Source organism: Halobacteriovorax sp. RT-2-6, from assembly GCF_047085025.1.
Classification (GTDB): Bacteria; Bdellovibrionota; Bacteriovoracia; order Bacteriovoracales; family Bacteriovoracaceae; genus Halobacteriovorax_A.
Genome location: NZ_JBKIYH010000002.1, coordinates 1,019,259 through 1,039,046, shown reverse-complemented (window position 1 = coordinate 1,039,046; position 19,788 = coordinate 1,019,259). Strand labels below are relative to the sequence as shown.

At 36.5% G+C, this 19,788-nt stretch carries 20 protein-coding genes; 14 read left to right on the top strand and 6 right to left on the bottom strand.

Annotation, left to right across the window (positions count from 1 at the left end):
* Positions 1–16 precede the first annotated feature (16 nt).
* The 4 genes from ACMAYS_RS13525 to ACMAYS_RS13510 all read right to left on the bottom strand — a co-directional run bounded on the left by ACMAYS_RS13525 (position 17) and on the right by ACMAYS_RS13510 (position 5,301).
* Positions 17–544: a hypothetical protein gene (locus ACMAYS_RS13525; RefSeq protein WP_103217626.1), complete on the bottom strand. Its 528-nt coding sequence runs from the start codon at positions 542–544 to the stop codon at positions 17–19.
* Positions 545–570: 26 nt separating this feature from the next.
* Positions 571–2,061: a hypothetical protein gene (locus ACMAYS_RS13520; RefSeq protein ID WP_392993577.1), complete on the bottom strand. Its 1,491-nt coding sequence runs from the start codon at positions 2,059–2,061 to the stop codon at positions 571–573.
* A 222-nt stretch (positions 2,062–2,283) separates the two neighbouring features.
* The gene (locus ACMAYS_RS13515) at positions 2,284–3,417 is read right to left on the bottom strand and encodes a hypothetical protein (protein WP_103217628.1); all 1,134 of its coding nucleotides are present in this window, start codon (positions 3,415–3,417) and stop codon (positions 2,284–2,286) included.
* Positions 3,418–3,564: 147 nt separating this feature from the next.
* The gene (locus tag ACMAYS_RS13510) at positions 3,565–5,301 is read right to left on the bottom strand and encodes a chloride channel protein (RefSeq protein ID WP_103217629.1); all 1,737 of its coding nucleotides are present in this window, start codon (positions 5,299–5,301) and stop codon (positions 3,565–3,567) included.
* 227 nt (positions 5,302–5,528) lie between these two features.
* On the opposite strand from ACMAYS_RS13510, the gene groES reads away from it, so the two are divergent.
* From groES to ACMAYS_RS13495, 3 genes are all read left to right on the top strand, one after another.
* Positions 5,529–5,816 carry a co-chaperone GroES gene (gene groES, locus ACMAYS_RS13505; protein ID WP_103217630.1) on the top strand — a complete coding sequence of 96 codons (288 nt, stop codon included), beginning with the start codon at positions 5,529–5,531 and terminating at the stop codon, positions 5,814–5,816.
* 31 nt (positions 5,817–5,847) lie between these two features.
* Positions 5,848–7,485 (top strand): chaperonin GroEL, encoded by a 1,638-nt coding sequence (groL, locus tag ACMAYS_RS13500; RefSeq protein ID WP_103217631.1) that lies wholly within the window; start codon positions 5,848–5,850, stop codon positions 7,483–7,485.
* Positions 7,486–7,838: 353 nt separating this feature from the next.
* Positions 7,839–8,246, top strand: coding sequence for a response regulator (locus tag ACMAYS_RS13495; protein ID WP_392993573.1), 408 nt, complete (start codon positions 7,839–7,841; stop codon positions 8,244–8,246).
* A 17-nt stretch (positions 8,247–8,263) separates the two neighbouring features.
* Here the strand turns inward: ACMAYS_RS13495 and ACMAYS_RS13490 are convergent, their stop codons facing one another.
* Positions 8,264–8,656, bottom strand: a complete 393-nt coding sequence (locus ACMAYS_RS13490) for a hypothetical protein (RefSeq protein WP_392993570.1) — start codon at positions 8,654–8,656, stop codon at positions 8,264–8,266.
* 140 nt (positions 8,657–8,796) lie between these two features.
* Here ACMAYS_RS13490 and lepB point away from each other — a divergent pair, with 140 nt between their 5' ends.
* The 11 genes from lepB to ACMAYS_RS13435 all read left to right on the top strand — a co-directional run bounded on the left by lepB (position 8,797) and on the right by ACMAYS_RS13435 (position 18,662).
* Positions 8,797–9,561, top strand: a complete 765-nt coding sequence (gene lepB / locus ACMAYS_RS13485) for a signal peptidase I (protein ID WP_103217634.1) — start codon at positions 8,797–8,799, stop codon at positions 9,559–9,561.
* Positions 9,562–10,202: 641 nt separating this feature from the next.
* Entirely contained in the window at positions 10,203–10,646 is a 444-nt protein-coding gene (locus ACMAYS_RS13480; RefSeq protein ID WP_103217636.1) for a hypothetical protein, read from the top strand.
* A gap of 16 nt (positions 10,647–10,662) precedes the next feature.
* Positions 10,663–11,058, top strand: coding sequence for a hypothetical protein (locus ACMAYS_RS13475; RefSeq protein WP_103217637.1), 396 nt, complete (start codon positions 10,663–10,665; stop codon positions 11,056–11,058).
* Positions 11,036–11,719 carry a class I SAM-dependent methyltransferase gene (locus ACMAYS_RS13470; RefSeq protein WP_158246845.1) on the top strand — a complete coding sequence of 228 codons (684 nt, stop codon included), beginning with the start codon at positions 11,036–11,038 and terminating at the stop codon, positions 11,717–11,719. Before ACMAYS_RS13475 ends, ACMAYS_RS13470 begins: the two co-directional genes overlap by 23 nt.
* 56 nt (positions 11,720–11,775) lie before the next feature.
* Entirely contained in the window at positions 11,776–12,465 is a 690-nt protein-coding gene (locus ACMAYS_RS13465) for a hypothetical protein (protein WP_103217639.1), read from the top strand.
* Between the two features lie 122 nt (positions 12,466–12,587).
* Positions 12,588–14,237 (top strand): ABC transporter substrate-binding protein, encoded by a 1,650-nt coding sequence (locus tag ACMAYS_RS13460; RefSeq protein ID WP_103217640.1) that lies wholly within the window; start codon positions 12,588–12,590, stop codon positions 14,235–14,237.
* A 14-nt stretch (positions 14,238–14,251) separates the two neighbouring features.
* A complete protein-coding gene (locus ACMAYS_RS13455) occupies positions 14,252–15,277 on the top strand; it encodes an ABC transporter permease subunit (protein ID WP_103217641.1) in 1,026 nt (341 codons plus the stop codon).
* Positions 15,274–16,284: an ABC transporter permease subunit gene (locus tag ACMAYS_RS13450; protein WP_103217642.1), complete on the top strand. Its 1,011-nt coding sequence runs from the start codon at positions 15,274–15,276 to the stop codon at positions 16,282–16,284. Before ACMAYS_RS13455 ends, ACMAYS_RS13450 begins: the two co-directional genes overlap by 4 nt.
* 10 nt (positions 16,285–16,294) lie before the next feature.
* A complete protein-coding gene (locus tag ACMAYS_RS13445; protein WP_103217643.1) occupies positions 16,295–17,080 on the top strand; it encodes an ABC transporter substrate-binding protein in 786 nt (261 codons plus the stop codon).
* Positions 17,077–17,739 (top strand): ATP-binding cassette domain-containing protein, encoded by a 663-nt coding sequence (locus ACMAYS_RS13440; RefSeq protein WP_412463453.1) that lies wholly within the window; start codon positions 17,077–17,079, stop codon positions 17,737–17,739. The genes ACMAYS_RS13445 and ACMAYS_RS13440 overlap by 4 nt, the downstream gene beginning before the upstream one ends.
* Positions 17,736–18,662, top strand: a complete 927-nt coding sequence (locus ACMAYS_RS13435; RefSeq protein ID WP_412463452.1) for a FecCD family ABC transporter permease — start codon at positions 17,736–17,738, stop codon at positions 18,660–18,662. Before ACMAYS_RS13440 ends, ACMAYS_RS13435 begins: the two co-directional genes overlap by 4 nt.
* Here the strand turns inward: ACMAYS_RS13435 and ACMAYS_RS13430 are convergent.
* Positions 18,659–19,750: a S1C family serine protease gene (locus tag ACMAYS_RS13430; protein ID WP_412463451.1), complete on the bottom strand. Its 1,092-nt coding sequence runs from the start codon at positions 19,748–19,750 to the stop codon at positions 18,659–18,661. The genes ACMAYS_RS13435 and ACMAYS_RS13430 overlap by 4 nt on opposite strands.
* Positions 19,751–19,788 lie beyond the last annotated feature (38 nt).

Sequence of the window (19,788 nt, the reverse complement as noted above, 5' to 3'; positions counted from 1 at the left end):
GAAAAGCTTAAGTTTTTTAGCTTCCGCTATTTCCATTACAGTTGCTTGATTTACCAATGATTGTTGTATAGAAAAGAATCATTGCTTCATCAGCAGGAGTGAAGCCACGGCGTGTATTACCATCTGTGTCAAGTAGGCCATACATATAACGGTTAATAGCAATATAAACAGACTTAGGTACTTTAATACGTTGAGTACACTTACCGTTGTAGTATCTAACATTAACTCCCCAGTATTCTCCGTTAATTTGTCCACCGTATCCTCCAGTGTAGATATTAACTCCACTTCCAGCTTGTTGATTCATGCCTTCGCCAATATTGAATCCAACTTCAAAACCAGCAAATTTGTTTTCAGTAGAAAAAAGAGTACATTCTCCTTTTCGACACGAAACTTTAATGTCTTGTTCTATTCTTAGTAGGATTTCTTCATTTGAAAATTTCTCAAATTCAAATTGGTCCTCTCCACTCCCAAACATATCGTCAACATCATTTGCGAAAGTCGTGCTTGTAAACATTAATAATAAAATCATCAGTAATTTTCTCATTGTTTCCCCTTTGCTAAATATAGCGACTAAAAATCAATATCCCCAAAATCATCATCACTGTCATCGTCCGTTGGGTCCTTCCCTGGAGGAGTACAAGTAAAATATGGTGCTTTGTATTCGTTTGTTGTCTTGTTATCTTGAACATTACTTATTTTTTGGTATTCAAGGACTTCTGAAAGCAGCTCTCCAGTCTTTTCATCTTTCGTTATCTTGAATTTTAATTTCAGTCTTAGCTTGTGATCTTTCATTAAGACACATGATCCCTCGATACAGTAGTCTGAAAAGTATGGTGGCCAAACTGGGTCGTCGAATACACGGCTAATTGAATTAACAGTATTCATTACACCTAAGTGGCTATTCCCAGTAAATTTAATCGTATCAAATACTGGATAAGTCGGTAGTGTCTTTAAAACTTCAACTTTTGCAAATGGTGAAATTTCACCAATTGTTCGTCCTTCTCTATTAATAGAAGGTATTGTTGTCGGTCTCAAAGTTAGGCGTGATTTAATACGGCCCTTGAACATCATAAAATTATATTCTTGATCATCGAGGATTACTTCTAGTTCATAATTCTTTCCAATCTCAAAATAATTAGAAGTAATTTGCGTACCAATTCCGTTTATTAGGCCTGTCCAGTTTGCTGGTGCGATACCTCCATCAAACCAAGAAGTTACATAGTGTTTTTTACCATTGCCAGCTAGCTGAGTAAGAACAAATTCTGCGGCTACTGGTTGCGTATAATTACAAGGTGCCGTACATAGCTTCCCTGGTTCGCACTTTTTCTCACATGTATTTCTTACAAATAGCGGTACTCCGAAGTAGGCACTGTTTTTAGCATCTGCTGAAGTTGTTAAGTATAGTTGTCCCAGTTGAATATCGTTTACAGGCCACTTTGTTGGAAACTTTGGCTCTTCCGGTGTAACTGTTTTATTTACCGTTAATAATCCTTCTGGTGATTGATTTACTCTTAATTTAAAATCATTAATATATTTTAGTTCAGTTGATCGTCCTGTTGCATCTCCTGAAACATAGACACCAATTGAAGCTAATATATCTTGAAGCTCAAATTCATTTTCTGTGTAAAAATCTTTTGTTAAACAAGCTTCGTTAATAATAGGTTTAATAATATAGGCAGAGTCAGTTTTTGGTTTGAAGAAACAGTAGTAACCTTGAAACCTAGCTGAGTTTTCATCAATTCTTGTTACTTTACAACCAGATTGTGATTTTGGGAAATCGATACCTGTTGCTGATACGTCATTCACTTCAAACTCTAAACAGCGATTCATAATTCGACGACGACCTAATAATCGTTGTTCTCTTTCATCTTTGGTTGTTCCATATGTATTTTCAAGATTTTCAATTCGGCAAAAATCTTTTGAACCATATGTAACACTATCGTTAATACTGTATGTTAGAAATTTATCTGTTAGAACGTAATTTTCTATACCAACTGTAATCATTGTATAGTGATTGTTTGTTGCCGCCGTCATACAGTTGGAAGCTAGTATGTTTGGCATATCATCTTTTTTTACCCCAGCCTCATCATAGATATACAGACCTTTACTGAGTGGAGAAATCGAAATGTTAATATTCTTTGGTGCCGATGCAATTAAGCAGGCAAGAGTATTAAATGTTAAAAATAATAGTATTAAGCCCCTGTAAATCATTTTTCCCCCGCACATCTCTTCACTTAGTAAAGGCAGGGTGGAAAACCACCCTGCAGTATTTAAAAATTGAGATTAGTATCCGTAGTCGTGATCGTGACCTTGGATGTTAGTGATAGCTGTATCAGTACAGATGTTTGCAGCTTGCATTTTCCATCTTCTGAATTTATCAACTGTTTTGTTTGCATATCTTGCATTCTCTTCGAATTCGTAACGAACAACACAACCTCTTAGGTCAGCTGCTGCATAACGCTTGAAGAATTCAACAACAGAGTTTGAAGATAGGTCGATTTGAGCAGAAGGGTTTCCTGATCCACCGTAAACTTGAACGAAGTCACCATCTTTGTCTTTACAGAAAATTCCTGATTTAACAGCAAGTTGAGCTGCTGATTGGTAACTTTCTTCTGACCAGATAACGTCATCTTCGTTTAGATCCCAGTCACCGTTAGTGTTAGAACCTGCGATGTCTGTTACTGTAACTTTTCTTTCGAATTTGTACAGTGGGTTGTCGATGCTACCAAATGACTCTGGCATACCTACTACATAGTCATCTCTGATTTCTTCAGGTACGATGAAATCAAATCTGTCTTCTGAAGACTCTGCTAGGTAGTCTGGTCTTTGACCGTAGTCAATTTGTGTTGCACGGAAACAGATATCAACAAAGTACTTCGCACCATACATTTCTGAACCTAGGTTGAATGATAGTTCTTTAAGTCTCTTGTTGAATTGCTCGTTGTAAGAAAGTAGGCTGTGGTAGTCATACTCACCAGCTGTTTTCTCAAGCGAGAAGCTGTGGTGAGAACGATCTCCGTGATCAGTCCATTTTGTGATTTTACCACGTACTGTATCTAGAGTATTTTCATTTCTTCCATCTAGATCACCAGCACATACGCAATCACAATTTGTTCCATCTGGTCCACAGTCTTGGCCACCGCCATTTGAGCCACCGTAACCGCCGTTACCACCTTCAGCGATAAGTCCTTCTAGGAAAGGATAACCACCATGGCCACCTCTTGATCCTGGATCACATGATCTTAAAGTTTTTGGGTTGTAGCAGAAAACACCTCTGTGCTTTTTGTGCTTTAAACCAGCGTTACATGGATAGATTGATGCTCCCGAAGAATAAACATCAAAGTCGAATTGAACTCTCGCCGCTTGCGTCGAGAAGGCTCCCATAAAAAGAGCCGAAGCTAGTAGTAATTTTTTCATTACCCTCTCCTTTTTAGTTAGGTTGTTAGACAAAAAATATTGATGACAAATTTGTAACAACCGATTTTTTGAAAGTCGAGAGGGGTCAAGGGTGGAAGGCCTGAATTTGTACTTAATTAACCGGCTTTTAAGAAAAGGTTAACTGATTTAATCATTTTCTTTCGATTCTGTGATTTGATAACCGAATTGTTTTACAATATCTTTCGGCGTAAGAATTCCAATGATTCTTTTTTCGTCAAGTCTCGAAACGACCGGTAGACGGGAGATTTGGAACCTTTTAAGTCTGTGAAGGGCAATGTATAAACTTTGATCTGGATATATTTTTATAATCTTTTTTTCGCAACAGTGTTCAATTTTTACATCACCGTTACCTTTAGCAAGTTGTACTTTAAGTTCTGAAGTCGACATCATTCCTAGAAGTCTTCCATTTTTTAAGACAGGAAAACCTTGAAGGTCTGGATTATATTTTTGAATATCTTTTAGTGTTTCACTTACTGTTAAAGTAGCACCGTATGTAACGATATCTTTTATCATTGCATCTTCTACATGTAACTGATCAAGCACTTCAAGGTCATCTCGTGTTGGTAAGTGTATACCATCTTGTGCTGAGATTTGTTCGTAGATAGATTCATTTTGTGTCGGTTTTGAAGAGAGCATATAGGCAATAATATTTGCAATCATTAGTGGCAAAATAATATTGTAGTCTCTTGTTAATTCAAACACGATTAAGATAGAAGTAAACGGAGCGCGAATAACTGTAACAAAGAAAGCTCCCATTCCTACTAGTGCATATGCACCCGTGTTCGTTGTAATCTCTGGAAAGAAAACACTTGCTAGTGAACCAATTAAACTTCCTAATGTTGCTCCCATTAAAAGTGTTGGCATGAAAAGACCACCTGAAATTCCTGCCGAATAACAAAGGGAAGTCGCAAGAAACTTCAAACAAAACATTAGAAATAAAACTTTTGGATCGAGTATTAGTGAAAGCAATGTATCTTCTAAAGTTCCATGTCCACTTCCAATGACACTTGAATGTACCTGAGTCATTAGTGCAATAATGAGAAAAACAATCATCATATAAGTAAGCTTATGACTCTTCATATGTTTTCGATTGAATTCTCTAAATGCTAAAACCGACTTCATCCAAAGAGGGCCAATAAAAGCACAGCTAATTCCAATTAATAAATAGAAAAGTAGTTCACGATGGTCGTGCATCTTATAGTAAAGCTGCTCAAACATATGATGTTGGCCAGTTAGCATCTGTCCAGTGATTGAGGCTACAACTGAAGAAATAACAATTGAACCAAGAACTTTTGCGTTGAGGTCACCAACAACTTCTTCTAATGTAAAAACCACTGCTGATATCGGAGTTGCAAATGCTGCTGCAATACCACCAGCTGCACCAACTGCAACAAGGGCCTTCACTCTCTTTTTAGAGATATGAAATGAGTAGCCAAGCCATGAGGCAACACCTGAGGCGATAGTAACTGTTGGACCTTCTCTTCCTAGAGAGACACCAGAGCCAAGAGCAAGCAGAGTTGTTACTGCTTTTGCAAATGTATCTTTTAAACTGATTCTTCCGTGATCAACGACTAAGGCCGCACGAACTTTTGGGATTCCCGAACCTTCAGAGAATGGAAATCTACGAGTCGTTAGCCAACCAGAAATAAAAAGGGCGATTCCACCAAGAATTACGGATTGCCATGTAAATGTAGTATCTGTTTTAAGGATATGTTGAATCCAGTGAACACCTTTTTGAAGACCAACGGCGATAAGAGCTGATGAAACACCTGTAATGAGCGTAAGGACAAAAAATGTTCTCTCTTCTGCAGTCTCATTTTGCAGGAATTTACCTAAAAGTTTTTCATTAAACTTTAGTTTCATATGCTGTTTATCGGAGCGACTCCTTATAAAGATAAGTTAACTGACTAATTTTTCGCAATATCTCACAATTTTAACCTTACGGGAAGAGAAATTCCGCCTTGCGCCAATATAAATGTGAAAAAATATGATTTTTTCTAAGTGGCAGACCTTGACATGTATCCGTTCACTCCCAATTTATGTATAAACATACGTGAAATAAATAAAAAATGTATTTAACTGGAGGATTTATGCAAGTTAAACCATTACAAGATAGAGTTCTAATCAAAAGAATTGAAAACGAAACAAAGACAGCTGGTGGTATCTACATTCCAGATAACAACTCAGAAAAACCAAGTGAAGGTGAAGTTATTGCTGTTGGGCCAGGATACCGTCTAGACAATGGTTCTGTTGCAGAACTTGCTGTTAAAGAAGGTGATAAGGTTCTTTTTGGAAAATACGCTGGAAGTGAAGTAAAGCTTGATGGTGTTGAGTATCTAATCATGAAAGAATCAGATATTTTAGGAATTTTAGTTTAATCAAATTGATTAATATACAGGAGATAAAAAGATGGCAAAAGAATTAAAGTATTCAGAAGAAGCTAGAGGACTAATCCTTGAAGGTGTTAATCAACTTGCAAATGCAGTTAGAGTAACTCTTGGACCAAAGGGGAGAAACGTAGTAATCCAAAAATCATTTGGTGCTCCACACATCACAAAAGATGGTGTTTCTGTTGCAAAAGAAATCGAATTAGAAAATAACTTTCAAAATATGGGCGCTCAAATGGTTAAAGAAGTTGCTCAAAAGACTAACGAAGACGCAGGTGATGGTACAACTACTGCAACTGTTCTTGCTCAAGCAATCTATACGGAAGGTGCTAAGCTTGTAACTGCTGGTCACAATCCAATGGATCTTAAAAGAGGAATCGATACTGCTGTTGAGAAAATCGTTTCTGAATTAAGAGCTGTTGCAAAAGAAATCAAGACTAACGAAGAAATTGAACAAGTTGGTACAATCTCAGCTAACAATGACAATGAAATCGGAAAACTTCTAGCGGAAGCGATGGATAAAGTTGGTAAAGATGGTGTTATTACTATTGAAGAGTCAAAAACAGCTGAAACAACATTAGATGTTGTAGAAGGTATGCAATTTGACCGCGGTTACCTATCTCCATACTTTGTAACTAACTCAGAGAAAATGGAAGTTTCTTTTGATAATGCAAATATCCTAATCACTGATAAGAAAGTTTCTAACATGAAGGAACTTCTTCCAATCCTTGAAAAAGCTGTTCAGACTTCAAGACCACTTTTAATCATCGCTGAAGATGTTGAAGGTGAGGCAATTACAACTCTTGTTGTTAATAAGCTAAGAGGAACTCTGAATGTTGCAGCTGTAAAAGCTCCAGGATTCGGTGATAGAAGAAAAGAAATGCTTAAAGATATCGCAGCACTTACTGGTGGTACTGTAATTTCTGAAGAACTAGGAATGAGCCTTGAGACAGCTGCTCTTGAGCACTTAGGTTCGGCTAAGAAAATTTCAATTGATAAAGAAAATACAACTATCGTAGATGGTGCTGGTGATGTAGCTGCTGTTGAAGCACGTGTTAACCAAATTAAAGCACAAATTGCAGAAACAACTTCTGACTATGACAGAGAGAAACTACAAGAAAGACTTGCTAAGCTTTCTGGTGGTGTTGCAGTTGTTAACGTTGGTGCTCCAACTGAAACTGAAATGAAAGAAAAGAAAGACCGTGTTGAAGATGCACTAAACGCAACAAGAGCTGCTGTTGAAGAAGGTATTGTTGTTGGTGGTGGTTCTGCTCTTGTTAAAGCTGCTCAAGTTCTTGCAGATCTTAAAGCAAATAGAGAAGAAGAAATGCACGGAATTAAAATCGTTCAAAGAGCTGTTGAAGCTCCTCTTAGACAAATTGCTACAAACGCAGGACTTGAAGGTTCTGTTGTTGTTAACGAAGTTAAGAAGAACGAAGATGCAAAATATGGTTTCAACGCACGTGATGAGAGATATGAAGACCTAATCGCTGCTGGTATTATTGATCCAGTTAAGGTTACTCGCTCAGCACTTCAAAATGCTGCTTCAGTTGCAGGACTTATGCTTACAACTGAAACAATGATTGCTGATATTCCTAAGGAAGACGGTCCAGCGATGCCTCCAATGGGTGGAATGGGCGGAATGCCTGGTATGATGTAACCCGCAGCATCTTAGCGAAGCTAAGATTTGATGCGGGGTAGGCGCCCATCTTTTGGAATGCCTATCTCATCAAGAGGTGAGCATTTATGCTCACCGGTTTGCCCCAGCGCGAGGGGACTCACTTAAGTAAAAATAAGCCTGCTTTTATGCAGGCTTTTTTTTATATTACTACTTGCTTCTTTGAGAGTGACTAGTTTAAAGCCAACTCTTCAAGGCGCCTATTTTCAAACCCATCCTATTTAAGGACTCTAGTTTTCAATGCTTTACACCGCTTATCTTAAGTAAATAAAGAATTTTCATTGGATTCCGATATAATATTTATTACGAAAGAGTTCACTTTAAGGGGAAAGTTCATGGAGTATTCAAGTATAAAAGCACTTGTTGTTGATGATCTCGATTATATTAGAAAATCAGTTAAAAGTATTTTGAATGATATTGGAGTAGAGAATATTAATGAAGCTGTTGATGGTATTTCGGCACTTCGAAAAGTAATCGAAGCCCATGAAAGTGGCTCTCCCTATCAAATAGTTTTTTGTGATGTGCATATGCCAAACTGTGATGGACTTGATTTTCTCTTTCAACTTAGAGCTGATGAAAGGATGGCCGACTTGCCTGTCGTTATGGTTAGTTCTGAAAATTCGATTGCAATCATTAGAAGAACAATTGAATTAGGTGCAAATAATTACTTACTCAAACCTTTTTCCGCAACAGTATTAGAAGATAAAATGAAATCTGTTTTAAATATAGAAGCGGCCGTTTAGGCCGCTATGATTTATTCTTACTGATCTTGTTTTCTTAATTCGTAACTGATGTCACTAAAGTTGCGATTCACACAACTTACGAAAGAGTAGCTAACGCCTCTTCCAATATTCATACAGTGGCTCAGAAACATTCCTAATTCACTTTCAATTCTTCTGAAATTATTGTTTACACAACTTTCAAATGAGAAGCTTAAGTCATCACCAAAGTTGCTGCAATATTGTAAGAATAGATTTGGTACTTCGAATTCTGCTCGTCTAAAGTTTGAATTAATACAACTTGTGAATGAATAGCTTACTTTGTCTCCAAAATTAGAACAGTGTGATGGAAAATATGCTTCTTGTTCACTTGATGCACTAACATTTAGAATAGTAAAAAATAAAAATACAATCGTAACTAAAGCTGATTTCATAATTCCTCCCTAAGTTATATGAATAATATTATTTTATGCAGCTTTTTAAAGGATGTGCAACCAAAGTGTCTAACGCAATTAGCCTTATACTTTTTAGGGACAACTCGTTATAATTTTTTAAGTTAATAAAGTGAGGAAATATGTTTAATAAAGCACAAGAAGTTGAGGAGCAGAAACCTGCTTTTCTTTCAGGTCAATGGTTTAAAGATGAAGCGCTATCATGGATTAAAATTATTTTAATCGTATTTGGTTTCAGATCTACTTTTGTTGACCACTACCACATTCCAACAGGATCACTACTTCCGACAAATGCTATCGGTGATTCAATTGTTGTTAATAAGATGTCTTACGGGTTTAAAGTTCCATTTACGGAGTTCTTTAATCCTATTTATATCGGTGGGCAATCGCTCCCTGAACGTGGTGATATTGTTGTTTTCGAATATCCAATTAATCCTTCTATCCTTTTTGTTAAAAGAACAATTGGCTTACCTGGGGATACGATTGAAGTATATGAAAATGAATTATTTATTAACGGTAAGAAAGTTGAAAAGACTGCGATCGAAGGTGAAAAAGATCAAGAGCTAAGAGGTCTTTACGATAAAGAGCCTTCTCTTAATCCTGAAGATATGAAGTTCTATTATCAACAAATTGGCGAGAAGAAGTTTACGGTTGGTGAAAACCCAACATTCTTTAGGCATCTAAATCAAGAAAAGGTTACTGTTCCAGATGGACACGTATTCGTCATGGGTGATAACAGAGATTATTCAAGTGACTCACGTGTTTGGGGATTTGTTCCTGTAAAGAATATTCGCGGTAAGGCATTCATGGTTTGGATGTCGCTAGTGTACCCTTGGTCAGATAAACCTTTCCACTTTAGACCAAGTCGAATCGGTACATCTCTTTAAATTTTCCTGACAATAAATTTGCTATGGGGCCACAAAGGAAAGTACTCTGGTACTAGTTCCTTTTTGGTCCTATGTTAAGTGCTTGTTTTTGTAGGACCATTGATTTCTCTATAGTGCGGCCTGTGGGGCATTTTGCACACTTCAATTGTAAAGTTTTTGTAAGTTATTGAATCTATTATTTGTCAATTTTGGCACGCTACCTGCTTATATATAAGTATCCAGAGGCCAGGGGGCCTCCCCAAGATTAGGACGATTTTGGGAATTAGCAATAGGACGTTGCTATGGAAACTGAGAGTTACACTTATGAATGTTAGGTCGCTTTCAGGAAAAATGGGCCTAGAGGAAAGGGCAACAGAATTGTAAAAAGCACGAAGCTTAATCAAACCACCCCTAGGCCCCTTTTAAAAGTTGTTGTTTATTTAGAGTGTCCACGGAAGGACACGAAGAAAACATGGAAGTTATAGATAAGCTTTGGAGACATCCCTCTCTCCCTATGATTTGACCCAAAGCTTATAGAGGCCGAGAGTAACGTGTGTGGTTTTAAGAAAGGAGTGCTCTCGGCCTTTCTACGTTTTAGGGCAATTTTTTCCACAATCTTATTCATCTTTAATTAACGTTTGCAATGAACCGATGGGCTCATTGTGAGAAAGTCAAACTATGTCATCTATTTACAATTTGAACGAGCCTTAGGAGAAGAGTTTCTTTATATGTCTCGTGTGTTTTCAGAATTTGGAATGAAACTAGTTCCAATGAAACTTGATGACTTTAAGTCGATTAGAATGAAGGAGCATCAATTTGTTATTTGTTGTATCCGAGATATTCGTGCACTTTTTAATTATAATAAATTATTAAAGAGATATATGAACTTCATGCTTAGACAGGGAAGTATCACACTATTTGAGTATAGTTCATTTGCTATAACTCATGATGATGCCATCTTAAAAACAAAAAAAGTTTTTCAAGAAAGACTACCTGTTAGTATGTTTCGTATGGCCGATCGTGCGGGACAAGAAATGTTCAGCAAACTTGTGACAAATTCTTCTCGCTGGCCAGGTGGAAGAAGAGCAAAGTTACCTGAGTATTAAAAGGGATTGAGAGAGAATGAGAGTTTCAAAGGAAGTAAGTCGCTTACTTATTATTCTTAGACAAGATGCTGCTAGACTTGCAGATAAAATCATTCACCGCGAAAGAGAGTATTTGCAAATCTTATCGATGAAGCGAACACGCGAACACTTCAATGCCATTTTTAGATCTAATTTTAAAACGATAACAGTTGCGCAGTTAATGCTTTTATCTGAAGAGCTGATTATCAATCTTGAAGATTTCTATAATACCGTGGATGACCTCCATTGGTACCTCGCGCATACAGAAGATATGCCCGCAACTATTGAAGATAAAGTCCATGCTATGGTAAAAATGGTGAAAAACAAGTATGAACAACTAAATCTTTATTTAAATGCGGAGCTTGAGACTCATGAAGAAAGCGCAATTGCTTAAATTCATTATTTTACTATCTTGTTTATTTCAAGACACCTTTGCACGCCAAAGCATATCTGGTTCTCGTTATGAGTTACTAACAGGTCAAAGAGTTCAAGATAAAGCCTCAAATATCTGGGATAAGAAGTTTGCTCAGCACGACTATATTTATGGGAAGTCTCCTGCAAATTTTTTAGCAAAAAATTATCAGCATATACCTCGAGGAGCTACTGTTCTAGATATTGGGATGGGTGAAGGAAGAAATGCGGTCTTTCTTGCTACAAAGGGATATAAAGTAACAGGTGTTGATATCAGCTCAGTGGCAATTGATAAATCACTAAGGCTTGCAAGACAAGCTGGTGTTCGTATCAAGACTATTCATAAATCTGTTGATGATTTAAAAATCGCCGCAGGATCTTTAGATGCGATAATTTGCTTCTATTATGTTGACCGTGAAGTATCTAATAAACTTAAAAAGTGGCTAAAGCCTGGTGGGGTTATTATTTATGAAGGGTATACAACTGCACATAAGAAGAAATATAAAGAGCAGAGTGTCGATTCATATTTCTTAAAACCTGCAGAACTATTAACGATGTTTAATGATTTTAAAATTCTAAAATATGAAGAGCCACAACAAAGCTCCGAGCTAACTCAATCAATAATTGCTAAAAAGCCTGAATAAAAGGCATCTCTTTCCCGCAACTATCTAAAATAATTAAATATGGCACAATGGAGAGAGTGAAGTACTTCATCTTAGTTGCCACATTCTTGAGTGGAATTGTTTGTTATGCAAATATTCTCGAATTCAATAAAGACCTAGGCTATTTTTCTGGGAGAGTCTCGCATATTGAACCAAGCGCAAGACTCGTACGCTTCAAAGTCGATTTTGATAATATCAAATATATTAATAAATTAGATGAACTCGATCTCTGGGGTCTTCATCAAGAATCCTCTAAGTGTAAGGCCATTGTGATGGGCCGAACTAGTCACTACTTGTTGGTACGAGTACCAAAATATGACGAGTGCAATCGTAACTCTGCCTTTTCGACGGGGCGTTATTATAATTTTTATTCACAGGATCTTGTTAATAATGTTGCGATGGGTAATGAGTTAATTGAAATTCTTGCGAAGAAAAAATTGGCCCTTGAGTCAAAAATTAGTCGCAATAAAAAAGACCTAATTACTTATACGCAAAGAGTCGAAACGATCAATGCTCGCTATGATTTATTGAGACAAAAACTTGAGAAAGAATGGCGTGATGAGCTGCGTCGACTCGAAGATGACCATCAACAGCTTGTTCGTAACACTGAAGGTATTCAAACACGATTGAATGAAGTCGATTATAAATTACAACAATATCGCATTGAGTCTAAAAATCTTAAAGAAGACCGCTGGTCTTTGGATCCGAGGAATTACATCACAAAATAATTATCTCTTTTGTAAATAATTTTAGCATCTAGACAGACGAACGCGTACATCCTAATGTGCATTCTAGCCATTTGGTGTAAAATTTTATATTGTGACTCGCTAAATATAAAAAGGATAAGTTTATGAAAAAAGGAATCTTTTTACTTCTTTTAAGTACACTTCTATTGTCAGTAGTAGGGTGTAATAAAAGTGGTGGAGCTAAAAAATCAAACAACACTTTTTACTACAATCTAAGTGGTACTCCTACAACACTGAACCCGTTATCATCAACTGATGCTTACTCGTCAAATGTTCAAGGTTATGTTTTAGAAGGTCTTCTTAACAAAAATATTGATACAAATGAGTGGGAACCAGGTCTTGCTGAATCATGGTCAATTGAAAATGATGGTTATGATTTTGTTTTCAAAATTAGAGAAGGTGTAAAGTGGCATGATGGAAAGCCATTTACTGTTGAAGATGTAAAATTCTCTTTTGATGCAGTAACTCATCCAGAAAACAAGTATAAGACAGCTCACATGAAGTCTTACTTTGCTAACTTTAAAGAAGCTGTAATTGAAGGTCCAAGAACAATTCGTTTTAAGGCCAACAAAAAGTACTTTGGTAACCTAATGTCTATTGCTAGTGGTGGATACCTTGCAATCGTTCCAAAGCATATTTATGAAAACCCAACTGAAGAAGAAGAAAAAGAACTTAATAAAACTCTTATTGGTACAGGTCCTTATATCTTCAAAGAGCTTAGAAGAGGTAAAGGTATCTCTCTAGTTCAAAATAAAGACTGGTGGGGATACAAGACAGATAATTATAAGAATGATTACTCATATGGTGAAATCTTCATGAGATTTATTAATGAGTCTTCTGTTGCTATTCAGAGACTTGAAAAAGGTGACTTAGACTTTAACTCACTTTCACCAGAAGAATACGAACAAAAAACTAATGGCCCAAGATGGGGTAAAGAAGTTTTAAAGGTAAAAACAGAAAACAAATCAGTTAAAGGTTACGGTTTTGTTGGTTGGAACTTTAAGAGCCCAATCTTTAAATCAAAAGAAGTTCGTAAAGCAATGAACTATCTTATGAACCGTGAAGAGATGAATAAGAAATTCCGTTTCGGATATTCTGTTCTTGCAACTGGTCCTCTATACGTTCAATCTGAATATGCAAACAAAGACGTTAAAGCGATTCCTTTTAATGTTGAAGAAGCAATTAAGATCCTAAAGAATGATGGATGGAAAGATTCAGACGGTGATGCTGTTCTTGATAAAACAATTGATGGTAAGAAGACTAAGCTTGCTTTTACAATCTTAAACCCATCTAAAACTTTCTCAAAATACTTAACTATGTATCAACAAGATGCAAAGAAAGCTGGTGTTGCGATTGAAGTAAAATACATTGAGTGGAACTCTTTCATTAAAGCTCTTGATGAAAGAAACTTTGATGCTGTAACTCTTGCGTGGTCTGGTGGATCACTAGATTGGGATCCAAAACAAATTTGGCACTCAGATTCAGCAGCTAACAATGGTTCTAACTTTATTTCTTACTCAAATAAAGAAGTTGATAAGCTAATTGATCAAGCTCAACTGACTCTTGATAAAGAAGCAAGAAAGACAATGCTTAAAAAAGTATACAAGCTAATTGCTGAAGACTACCCATATATCTTCCTATTTAACGACCGTTATACTTTCTACGGACATACTGAGCGTATGCAAAAAGAGAAAGATACTTATATTTACGGAGTTGGTTACGGAAGTAAGTGGTCGATTAAACCAGCTAAATAAGTAGGAGAGACGACTTGTTTAATTATATCCTTAGAAGATTAATGATTATGATCCCGACGTTGATCGGGGTCAGTATCCTTATGTTTGTGATGGTAAACCTTGCACCAGGTTCTCCAATCGAGCAGAAGCTTCAGCAAATGAGATTTGGTGGAGTTGGTCAAACGACAACTGATACTAGTTCAAATAATGGTGCTGTATCTCAAGAAGTTGTTGAGGCCCTTAAGAAACAATATGGTTTTGATAAGCCACTATACGTTCGTTATGGTATTTGGCTAAAGAATCTAGCTACTCTAGATTTTGGTGAGTCATTTACATACGAAGAGCCAGTAATGGACGTTGTAATGAGTAAGCTACCGGTTTCAATTCAGTTTGGATTGGTCTCATTCATACTATCGTATTTGGTGTGTATCCCGCTTGGAGTTCTAAAGGCAGTTAAAAGTGGATCTCGATTTGATGTCGTGTCTTCGTTTGTTTTATCTGGCCTTTATTCAATTCCATCTTTCATGCTAGGTATCTTACTTCTTGTTTACTTTGCAGGGGATACATTTGTTGACTGGTTCCCAATTGGAGACCTTGTTTCGGATTACTATGATGACTTAAGTATCTTTGGGCAAATCCAAGATAGAGTTTGGCACTTTGTACTTCCTCTTATCGCATATATGGTAGGACAGTTTACAGTACTAACTCTTCTTATGAGAAACTCGATGATTGATGTCATCTCACAAGATTATATCCGTACAGCAAGAGCGAAAGGTTTAGCGGATAGAAAAGTTTACTATAAGCACGCTTTAAGAAATGCTCTGATTCCAATTGTTACTGGATTCGGACACTTCCTATCTCTATTTTTTGCTGGATCTCTTCTTATTGAAAGAATCTTTAACCTAGATGGTATTGGTCTACTTGGTTACCAATCACTTCTAGAAAGAGATTATAACGTAATTATGGGACTGTTCTTTATTCAAACTGTCCTTATGTTCTTAGGTAACCTAATCAGTGACGTACTATACACTGTTGTTGATCCAAGGATTGATTTCTCATGATTGAAAAATTTATTGAAAATGAACTTACACTTAAAAGATGGAGACGTTTTAAGAAAAGAAAGTCTGCAGTAGTTTCTATTGTACTTCTTCTCTTCTCTGTACTTTTAACACTTTCGGCACCGTTGATTGCTAATAGTAAGCCAATCTATATGACGTACCAAGGAAAGTCTTACTTTCCTGTATTTAAAGACTATCATCCAAAGGAATTTGGAATTACGAACGTTTATGTTACGAATTACAGAACTTTAGATATGGATAGCGTTGTATGGCCGCTTGTACAGTGGGACCCATATGAATCAAATCGTGATGTATATGAATATCCAGCTGCACCTAGTGAGACAAATATCATGGGAACAGATGATAGAGGTCGTGATGTATTCACGCGTCTACTATACGGATACAAGTATTCAATTGCTTATGCTTTCTTAGTATGGCTTCTTTCAACTATCATGGGTGTTTTCTTTGGTGGTGTGATGGGCTACTTTGGTGGGAAAGTGGATTTCTTCGGTCAACGTGTTGTTGAAATCTTTAGTACGGTTCCAGTATTCTTATTACTACTTACGATGATTTCGATCTTTAAGCCTACACTAACGCTTCTAATTTTCATCTCATCAATCTTTGGATGGATGGGAGTAAGTTACTATGCTCGTGGTGAGTTCTTAAAGAATAGAAAGCAAGAATTCGTAGAAGCTGCACGTGGTATGGGAGCATCAACTTCTCGTATTATCGTTAAGCATATTCTTCCAAACTCTCTAGGTCCGATTATTACTTTCGCACCTTTCTCAATTGCTGCAGGTATCTCTGGTCTTGCTTCACTTGATTACCTGGGGTTTGGTCTTGCAATTCCTACACCTTCTTGGGGAGAGCTTCTTAACCAAGCTCACCAGAACTTTAGAATTGCATGGTGGCTAGCTGTTTATCCTTCAGCTGCACTATTTACTAGTTTATTCTTACTCGTACTTATTGGAGACGGAGTAAGAGACGCACTAGATCCAAAAATGAAATAATGAGGTTGGCGTGAGAATATTCATCTTAGTATTCTCCGCCATTCTTTTCTTTAATTCTCACGCACAAAATTTTCGAGTCCTTTCAACTCTTCCAAGCTTTACTGAGTCAATGTTTTATCTAGATGCTGGAAAACTGTTAGTTGGAGTCTCTGACTATTGTAATTTTCCAGAAGAAGCCAAGCGTTTGCCACGCTATGGGTCTTCATTTGAAATTAATCTTGAGAAGGTTGTAGAAGACAAAATCACGTCTGTTCTGCTTGCTGAAGTTCAAGGCGGACGAGTCAAAAATAATTTAGAAAAATTAGGCGTTGATGTCATCATTACACCATATAAGAAACTTGATGATGCAGTAGGGATGCTTAAAGTTTTTAACGAAAAGTTTAAGCTTAACAAAGATAAGAAAATCGAAGCGTTTTCTAATGAACTGAAATCTCTTTTAAAACCTATATCTAAAGGTAAGAGAGTTCTGATGATTATCGATGAAAAGTTTAAGGATGGTAAACTACATGAGGTTAGGGCCATCGGTATTGATAATTATTATCATGAGATATTAACAAAACTAGGTGCAAAAAATATTGTAGCGGAATCAGGTTACCCTTTAAGGAGTCTTGAGAGCTTACTGACTTCTAATTTCGATTTAATTCTTAGAATATCAGATCGTAAAATAAAGTCAGAACAAGATTGGAAGAATTCTTATTTTAAAGATAAAATTTATCTATACGAAAAAGATTATGCGGTTGTTTTGGGACCTAGGACATTATCGTTAGTTAAAGATTTAAGGGAGATTTTGAAGTGATTAATTGTGAAAAATTATCAATTCAAGATAGGCTATCAGTGAATAGCTTCTCATTTGAATCAGGCCATTGTGGAGTTATCGGCCCAAATGGTGCCGGGAAATCGAGCTTTCTAAAGGCAATTGCTAATCTTGTTGATTTCAATGGAAAATGTCTTGTTGAGGGGGATGTTGCGTATTGTGGTGATAGTGCTTCAATCCAAACTGATATGGATGCGCAAGAAGTTATGTCTTATGCTAGGGGTAGCAAGGCGCAAGACTTAGCTTATCTTAATAAATTAATTAAACACTTTAACTTTGAAAATCTTCTAACTAGAAGAGTGTCAACATTAAGCGGTGGAGAAAGGCAAAGACTTAATCTGATTTGTGCCTTTTATTATGACTGTAAGTTTACTTTACTAGATGAGCCCACAAATTACTTAGATCCAATTTACGTTGAAAGGCTGCGTTGTTTTCTTCAAGAGTATAAAAAAAGCTGCTTTGTTGTTTCCCATGACTTTAACTTCATTATAAATATTTGTGATCGTCTTGTGGCGTTTGAAGACTCTCAAATGAGTTTTGATTCGACTGTAGATGAAGCCGTGTCGACAAAAATCTTTGATAAGATATTTCATAAGAATTTTAACTATCACGTGATTGATAATAAGAGGTATATTCTGTGAAAAAAACAATCCTCTTATATATTGCGGTTATTTTAGCGGTAACACTTACTCCTTTCATAGGCCGAGAAGGAATTATTGACTTAAACGAGCAGGGACTTTATATCCTAGAGAACTTGAGACTCCCTAGGGTTTACTTAGCATTTTTAGTTGGTGGAATACTTTCTGTAATAGGGAGTACAACACAGGTAATTTTTAGAAACCCACTTGCTACTCCATATACTCTTGGCTTTTCGAGTGTGGCCGCCCTTGGGCTTGCTATTGCGGAGCTTGGATTTAATTCTTTTTCTTTAGGGGCTTATATTGCTCTTTCATCAATCTTTCTTCTAATCTTATTATTTCTCTATTTGAATAAGTTCTCGTCTCAAAGAGTATTACTATTTGGAGTTTGTCTTTCTATCTTTTCATCAAGTGCTATAGTCTTTGTTCAAAGTATACTTGGAAATGAAAGCATTGCTAGGCTAATTCGATGGATGATGGGAAGCCTTTCAATTGTAGGGTTTGAGGGTCTTTTATATACAGCACCATTATATATTTTAGGTTTAATATTCTTTGTTATTCATAAGAGAAGTTTAACTCTAATTTCTATTGGAGAAGATTTTGCACAAACGAGGGGAGTGCCAACTCGTAAGGTAAATGCAACACTAATACTTGTTTCAAATATACTAATTGCAGTTGTCGTATGGCAATGTGGACCGATTGGATTTGTTGGCTTGATTATTCCACATATTACAAGGCGAATTGTAAGTGCTAACTATGAAAGAAGCTTAATGCCTACTTTTATCTTAGGGGGTGGCTTCTTAGTACTATGTGATTTTATTTCAAGAATAGTTTTGGCAAATAGTATTATACCAATTGGTGCAATTACGGCGTGTGTTGGAGCACCTGTTCTGGCACTCCAACTATTTAAACGAAGCGAATCTTAATTTCTTTTTATTTCTTCAAGTTTTACGATGGCCTTTTTTAGTGCAGAACCTCTTCGGTAAAGAACTTCTACGTTATCGCCAACTTTATATTCATAAAGAGTATTAAAGATATCATCGAAATCATTTATTTCTTTTCCATCAATCTTTAAAATAACATCTCCTAGAATAATACTTCTTGTACGTGGATCTTGTTCTAGACCTCTTAATCCCGCTTTTGCAGATGGCCCATCTGGTCGAACACTTTGAATCGGAAGTCCCTTTTCAACATCAATACCGTAGAAGTATGAGAGCTCTCTTTTTTCTGCAATGGCTATACCAAGACCTGGTCTTTTCACAATTCCGTATTTAATTATTTGTGGCACTACTTTACTTACAATATTTATAGGAATAGCAAAACCAACACCTGCCGAAGAGCCAGAGTTTGAAAAGATCATTGTATTGACACCAATTACATTTCCTGAGGAATCAAATAGCGGTCCTCCTGAATTTCCAGGGTTAATTGAAGAATCTGTTTGTAACATTCCTCTAATTTCAACTCCACCAATGCCTTGAATTCCTCGATTTTTAGCCGAGATAATCCCTGTTGTTACCGTTGCATCAAGTCCAAACGGCGAACCAATAGCAATGGCCTTTTGACCAACCCTAACTTTATCAGAGTCTCCTCGATTTAGTGGCTTAATATCTCTTGGGATTTCTAATAACTTTAAGACAGCAATATCTTTTGCAGGCTCTGCTCCGATGAGTTTTGCTTTATATTCTTTTTTATTGTTATTAAATCTTACTAAGAAGTTATCACCACCTTCGACTACGTGAAAGTTTGTAATGATGTGTCCTTTATCATCCCAAACCCATCCTGAACCTTCACCTTTAACGACTTGTTTATTTGTCATCGAAAAGAAGAAGCCACTTCTTGCTCTCATGCGACCTAGGGTCGAAATATTTACGACTGAATTCACTGAACGATCGAACACTGAAATAGTATTACGTTCACTTTCTAATATCGCCTTATTTTCATCAAACAAAGCCTTTGAATTTAGGGATGTTAGTAGAATAAGAATTAAAAAGAATGGCCTTAAATTGCTTTTCATAATATTCCTCATTATCTCTTTTTGACGCTCATCTCATT

Excerpts from the sequence above, each read along its gene's own strand:
- ACMAYS_RS13525 (WP_103217626.1), bottom strand. The coding sequence starts at position 544 with ATGAGAAAATTACTGATGATTTTATTATTAATGTTTACAAGCACGACT.
- ACMAYS_RS13520 (WP_392993577.1), bottom strand. The coding sequence starts at position 2,061 with ATGCCAAACATACTAGCTTCCAACTGTATGACGGCGGCAACAAACAAT.
- ACMAYS_RS13515 (WP_103217628.1), bottom strand. The coding sequence starts at position 3,417 with ATGAAAAAATTACTACTAGCTTCGGCTCTTTTTATGGGAGCCTTCTCG.
- ACMAYS_RS13510 (WP_103217629.1), bottom strand. The coding sequence starts at position 5,301 with ATGAAACTAAAGTTTAATGAAAAACTTTTAGGTAAATTCCTGCAAAAT.
- groES (WP_103217630.1), top strand. The coding sequence starts at position 5,529 with ATGCAAGTTAAACCATTACAAGATAGAGTTCTAATCAAAAGAATTGAA.
- groL (WP_103217631.1), top strand. The coding sequence starts at position 5,848 with ATGGCAAAAGAATTAAAGTATTCAGAAGAAGCTAGAGGACTAATCCTT.
- ACMAYS_RS13495 (WP_392993573.1), top strand. The coding sequence starts at position 7,839 with ATGGAGTATTCAAGTATAAAAGCACTTGTTGTTGATGATCTCGATTAT.
- ACMAYS_RS13490 (WP_392993570.1), bottom strand. The coding sequence starts at position 8,656 with ATGAAATCAGCTTTAGTTACGATTGTATTTTTATTTTTTACTATTCTA.
- lepB (WP_103217634.1), top strand. The coding sequence starts at position 8,797 with ATGTTTAATAAAGCACAAGAAGTTGAGGAGCAGAAACCTGCTTTTCTT.
- ACMAYS_RS13475 (WP_103217637.1), top strand. The coding sequence starts at position 10,663 with ATGAGAGTTTCAAAGGAAGTAAGTCGCTTACTTATTATTCTTAGACAA.
- ACMAYS_RS13470 (WP_158246845.1), top strand. The coding sequence starts at position 11,036 with ATGAAGAAAGCGCAATTGCTTAAATTCATTATTTTACTATCTTGTTTA.
- ACMAYS_RS13460 (WP_103217640.1), top strand. The coding sequence starts at position 12,588 with ATGAAAAAAGGAATCTTTTTACTTCTTTTAAGTACACTTCTATTGTCA.
- ACMAYS_RS13450 (WP_103217642.1), top strand. The coding sequence starts at position 15,274 with ATGATTGAAAAATTTATTGAAAATGAACTTACACTTAAAAGATGGAGA.
- ACMAYS_RS13430 (WP_412463451.1), bottom strand. The coding sequence starts at position 19,750 with ATGAAAAGCAATTTAAGGCCATTCTTTTTAATTCTTATTCTACTAACA.